This is a genomic window from Solibacillus sp. FSL R5-0449 (assembly GCF_037975215.1).
GTDB lineage: Bacteria > Bacillota > Bacilli > Bacillales_A > Planococcaceae > Solibacillus.
Genome location: NZ_CP150239.1, coordinates 40,001 through 45,000 on the forward strand (window position 1 = coordinate 40,001; position 5,000 = coordinate 45,000).

Below are 5,000 nucleotides of genomic sequence, written 5' to 3' on the forward strand. Positions count from 1 at the left end.
GCACTAACACCGATATGCCTCGGGGAGCTGTAAGTAAGCTTTGATCCGGGGATTTCCGAATGGGGGAACCCACTATCTTTAATCGGATAGTATCTTCACGTGAATTCATAGCGTGTCGAAGACAGACGCAGAGAACTGAAACATCTAAGTACCTGCAGGAACAGAAAGAAAATTCGATTCCCTGAGTAGCGGCGAGCGAAACGGGAAGAGCCCAAACCAAAGAGCTTGCTCTTTGGGGTTGTAGGACACTCTATACGGAGTTACAAAAGAATGAACTAGACGAAGCGACTTGGAAAGGTCCGCGAAACGAGGTAAAAGCCCTGTAGTCAAAAGTTCATTCCCTCCAGAGTGGATCCTGAGTACGGCGGAACACGTGAAATTCCGTCGGAATCCGGGAGGACCATCTCCCAAGGCTAAATACTACCTAGTGACCGATAGTGAACCAGTACCGTGAGGGAAAGGTGAAAAGCACCCCGGAAGGGGAGTGAAATAGATCCTGAAACCGTGTGCCTACAAGTAGTTAGAGCCCGTTAATGGGTGATAGCGTGCCTTTTGTAGAATGAACCGGCGAGTTACGATTACGTGCGAGGTTAAGTTGAGAAGACGGAGCCGCAGCGAAAGCGAGTCTGAATAGGGCGAATTAGTACGTGGTCGTAGACCCGAAACCAGGTGATCTACCCATGTCCAGGGTGAAGGTGAGGTAACACTCACTGGAGGCCCGAACCCACGCACGTTGAAAAGTGCGGGGATGAGGTGTGGGTAGCGGAGAAATTCCAATCGAACCTGGAGATAGCTGGTTCTCTCCGAAATAGCTTTAGGGCTAGCCTCGTGATTGAGAATACCGGAGGTAGAGCACTGTTTGGACTAGGGGGGCATCTCGCTTTACCGAATTCAGACAAACTCCGAATGCCGGATATTTATACACGGGAGTCAGACTGCGAGTGATAAGATCCGTAGTCAAGAGGGAAACAGCCCAGACCACCAGCTAAGGTCCCCAAGTAATCGTTAAGTGGAAAAGGATGTGGCGTTGCTTAGACAACCAGGATGTTGGCTTAGAAGCAGCCATCATTTAAAGAGTGCGTAATAGCTCACTGGTCGAGTGACGCTGCGCCGAAAATGTATCGGGGCTAAACGATTCACCGAAGCTGTGGATGCATACTTTGAGTATGCGTGGTAGGAGAGCGTTCTAACAGCGTTGAAGTCAGACCGGAAGGACTGGTGGAGCGGTTAGAAGTGAGAATGCCGGTATGAGTAGCGAAACATGGGTGAGAATCCCATGCACCGTATGACTAAGGTTTCCTGAGGAAGGCTCGTCCGCTCAGGGTTAGTCGGGACCTAAGCCGAGGCCGATAGGCGTAGGCGATGGACAACAGGTTGATATTCCTGTACCACCTCCTCACCGTTTGAGAAATGGGGGGACGCAGTAGGATAGGGTAAGCACGCCGTTGGTTGCGCGTGTTCAAGCAGTAAGGCGTGTATGTAGGCAAATCCGCATACTTTAACGTTGAGCTGTGATGACGAGCTCGTATGAGCGAAGTTCCTGATTTCACACTGCCAAGAAAAGCCTCTATCGAGGTGAGAGGTGCCCGTACCGCAAACCGACACAGGTAGTCGAGGAGAGAATCCTAAGGTGTGCGAGAGAACTCTCGTTAAGGAACTCGGCAAAATGACCCCGTAACTTCGGGAGAAGGGGTGCTTCTTTGGGTGCATAGCCTAGAGAAGCCGCAGTGAATAGGCCCAGGCGACTGTTTAGCAAAAACACAGGTCTCTGCAAAACCGTAAGGTGACGTATAGGGGCTGACGCCTGCCCGGTGCTGGAAGGTTAAGAGGAGCGGTTAGCGCAAGCGAAGCTGTGAATTGAAGCCCCAGTAAACGGCGGCCGTAACTATAACGGTCCTAAGGTAGCGAAATTCCTTGTCGGGTAAGTTCCGACCCGCACGAAAGGCGTAACGATCTGGGCACTGTCTCAACGAGAGACTCGGTGAAATTATAGTACCTGTGAAGATGCAGGTTACCCGCGACAGGACGGAAAGACCCCGTGGAGCTTTACTGTAGCCTGATATTGAATTTTGGTACAACTTGTACAGGATAGGTAGGAGCCAGAGATCTCGGAGCGCCAGCTTCGAAGGAGGCGTCGGTGGGATACTACCCTGGTTGTATTGAACTTCTAACCCATGCCCCTTAGCGGGGTAGGAGACAGTGTCAGGCGGACAGTTTGACTGGGGCGGTCGCCTCCTAAAGAGTAACGGAGGCGCCCAAAGGTTCCCTCAGAATGGTTGGAAATCATTCGTAGAGTGTAAAGGCATAAGGGAGCTTGACTGCGAGACCTACAAGTCGAGCAGGGTCGAAAGACGGGCTTAGTGATCCGGTGGTTCCGCATGGAAGGGCCATCGCTCAACGGATAAAAGCTACCCCGGGGATAACAGGCTTATCTCCCCCAAGAGTCCACATCGACGGGGAGGTTTGGCACCTCGATGTCGGCTCATCGCATCCTGGGGCTGTAGTCGGTCCCAAGGGTTGGGCTGTTCGCCCATTAAAGCGGTACGCGAGCTGGGTTCAGAACGTCGTGAGACAGTTCGGTCCCTATCCGTCGTGGGCGTAGGAAATTTGAGAGGAGCTGTCCTTAGTACGAGAGGACCGGGATGGACATACCGCTGGTGTACCAGTTGTCTTGCCAAAGGCATCGCTGGGTAGCTATGTATGGACGGGATAAGTGCTGAAAGCATCTAAGCATGAAGCCCCCCTCAAGATGAGATTTCCCATTACGCAAGTAAGTAAGACCCCTGAAAGACGATCAGGTAGATAGGTTCGAGGTGGAAGTGCGGTGACGCATGCAGCTGACGAATACTAATCGGTCGAGGACTTAACCACATTTTATTGCACAAACTCAATGAAACGTTTATCCAGTTTTGAAAGAATGAAAATTCTTTTACATAGGCTTTTTAAAGCCCACTATAGTGAAGTGATGATGGCAAAGAGGTCACACCCGTTCCCATACCGAACACGGAAGTTAAGCTCTTTAGCGCCGATGGTAGTTGGGGGCTTCCCCCTGTGAGAGTAGGACGTCGCTTCGCACATGTAAACCCACTGAGAAATCAGTGGGTTTTTTGTTTTGTTTAAATTAAAATGTAATCAACTTTAGGTTTAAATTTAGAGTAACTAAGATATTTCCAGAAAGGAAATAAAGATAACAAGCTGTGCTTACAGAAAAAATTAGAATTGAAATGTTTCTATAGCCTTTTAGCATATTATTTACGTAATTTAAAAGCGCTCCCTTAAAGAAGGAAGCGTTTTGAATCACTCATCTTGATAGCTTAAAGATTGTTCATGGTATTCCAGGAGTGCCTGGGTTAATTGTTTAGTAAATTTTTCTTCAATATATGCTGCGATGTAAAGCTTTTTATCGACTTCCAATTGCGCAGAACGAAAAAGTTTTTGGAAAAGTGTCGGCTTTTTTTGTTGTGAGTACTGTTGAACTGCTTCATTTTGCAAACGGCTAAGCACAAGCTGCTCAATCGCTTTTTCCCTAATTCGAATTGCGATATCCTCTTTATTCGAAGCCATGATTTCCTCTACCTTCATTTTCAATTCCGTATTTTCCTGTTCAAGCTTTTTAGTAGCCATTTGTATTTCTCCCAATTCCTGCGAAGGTTCTGGAGGGAGGGCTTTAATTTCCTGTTTAAAGAAATCGTGGTTCAAGCTTAGCTGCATTTGCTTGGTCTCTTCATTATGTTCCATTTTAAATAAACCTGTCTTCATAATCTGCTCTAGTGCTTGGCTCATGGCATTGAGTCTGTACTCAATGTTATCAGGCATTCCGACTTCAGTTGTGGTTGAAGTTCTCTTTTTGACAATATGGCCGTCCTTATTAATACGTAACAGCTGCTTTAAACCTTTTACTCGATATTCGTCTTTTAGCAGTAAAATCATGCGCAATTTTAAAACGGCTTTGAAGTCTAAACGGATAACGGATGCGGTAGTAGGATTTGAGGTCTCATCATCAAAGAGATACTCTTCAAACGGTTTAATATAGTAGCGTATCTGTGCATCAGTGACATCAAACCAGCTGGCCACTTCAGGTGTGGAATAGAATTTTTTTTCGATGAGGTTGGACAAATAAGGTTCCGATAAAAAGAGTTGTTCAGTTGGTGTTTCTTTAATCACTAAATACAGCGGATCATCTGCAAAAATTTCTTTAATACGGTTCTCTATCGAAATCGTTTGTTCCATTTTTTCTTCTCTCCTGTTCTACGGGGAATTTTTCTATTCTATGCTTTGCTAAATTTACTTCTCTACTTTTTTCTATTCTTAATCGTTCAGTTTTATACCAATTTTTTAAAAAGAGTTGAAAAGATATTTTATAAGTTAATTAAAGTATGGAATGATCAAGAATTTTTGAAGTTGTTTTTTTAGTGATAACTGTTATTTCTGAAACAATTGAAAAAAGAGGGATATAGGAAACTTCTATTATATTGAGGGAAGTGAAGGAATCTTGGCTCAATTAATTTGCTGATCATTATAAAGGGGCCTTCCTAAAGTATTTAGAAAGGCCCCTTGTCTATTTTACTTTTTAAAAACATTTGGATTGGTAAGGCGAATTGATTGGACTTCCCCGCAGTTTGTACAAAAAGTATAAATCTTTTCAGATCCAACAAACGAAACTTTACTTTTCCTTAGTAACAAGTAATCTGTAGCTTCATCTAGTTCAGTACCTCCACAGTTTTTGCATTTTTGATCTTCAATAGGTGTCATATTAATTTCCTCCTTTTGTTATATAATGTATATACATATATTTTGTAAAAAAGTTACAATTTTTATTACGTATAATTTTAACTTCAGTAGTTTGTATTTCTCGTAGAAGAGTTAGAAACTTTCATTATGAAGAAGGCTTTAAGTTCGAAGGTACAGACAGCGTAAAATTGATTATAGTAATTGGAAGATTAAAGGGGTAACAACATACTTTAAAAAGGGGAGAATTCTTAACCGAAACTTCTGTGCAG

Annotated in this window: 2 protein-coding genes and 2 rRNA genes (1 of these 4 cut by a window edge); 2 read left to right on the forward strand and 2 right to left on the reverse strand. The window is 44.5% G+C overall.

Features of this window, described 5'->3' with window-relative positions; translation table 11 throughout:
* Positions 1-2,871 (forward strand): 23S ribosomal RNA (locus tag MKY27_RS00180); it begins 58 nt to the left of the window's first position.
* Positions 2,872-2,958: 87 nt separating this feature from the next.
* A 5S ribosomal RNA gene (gene rrf / locus MKY27_RS00185) occupies positions 2,959-3,074 on the forward strand.
* A gap of 223 nt (positions 3,075-3,297) precedes the next feature.
* Here rrf and MKY27_RS00190 read toward each other — a convergent pair.
* Complete coding sequence (locus MKY27_RS00190) at positions 3,298-4,230, reverse strand: DNA primase (RefSeq protein ID WP_339196771.1); 933 nt, start codon at positions 4,228-4,230, stop codon at positions 3,298-3,300.
* A 333-nt stretch (positions 4,231-4,563) separates the two neighbouring features.
* Entirely contained in the window at positions 4,564-4,752 is a 189-nt protein-coding gene (locus MKY27_RS00195) for a hypothetical protein (RefSeq protein ID WP_339174638.1), read from the reverse strand.
* Positions 4,753-5,000: the final 248 nt, after the last annotated feature.

Coding starts and splice junctions, on each gene's coding strand:
- MKY27_RS00195 (WP_339174638.1), bottom strand. CDS start 4,752: ATGACACCTATTGAAGATCAAAAATGCAAAAACTGTGGAGGTACTGAA.
- MKY27_RS00190 (WP_339196771.1), bottom strand. CDS start 4,230: ATGGAACAAACGATTTCGATAGAGAACCGTATTAAAGAAATTTTTGCA.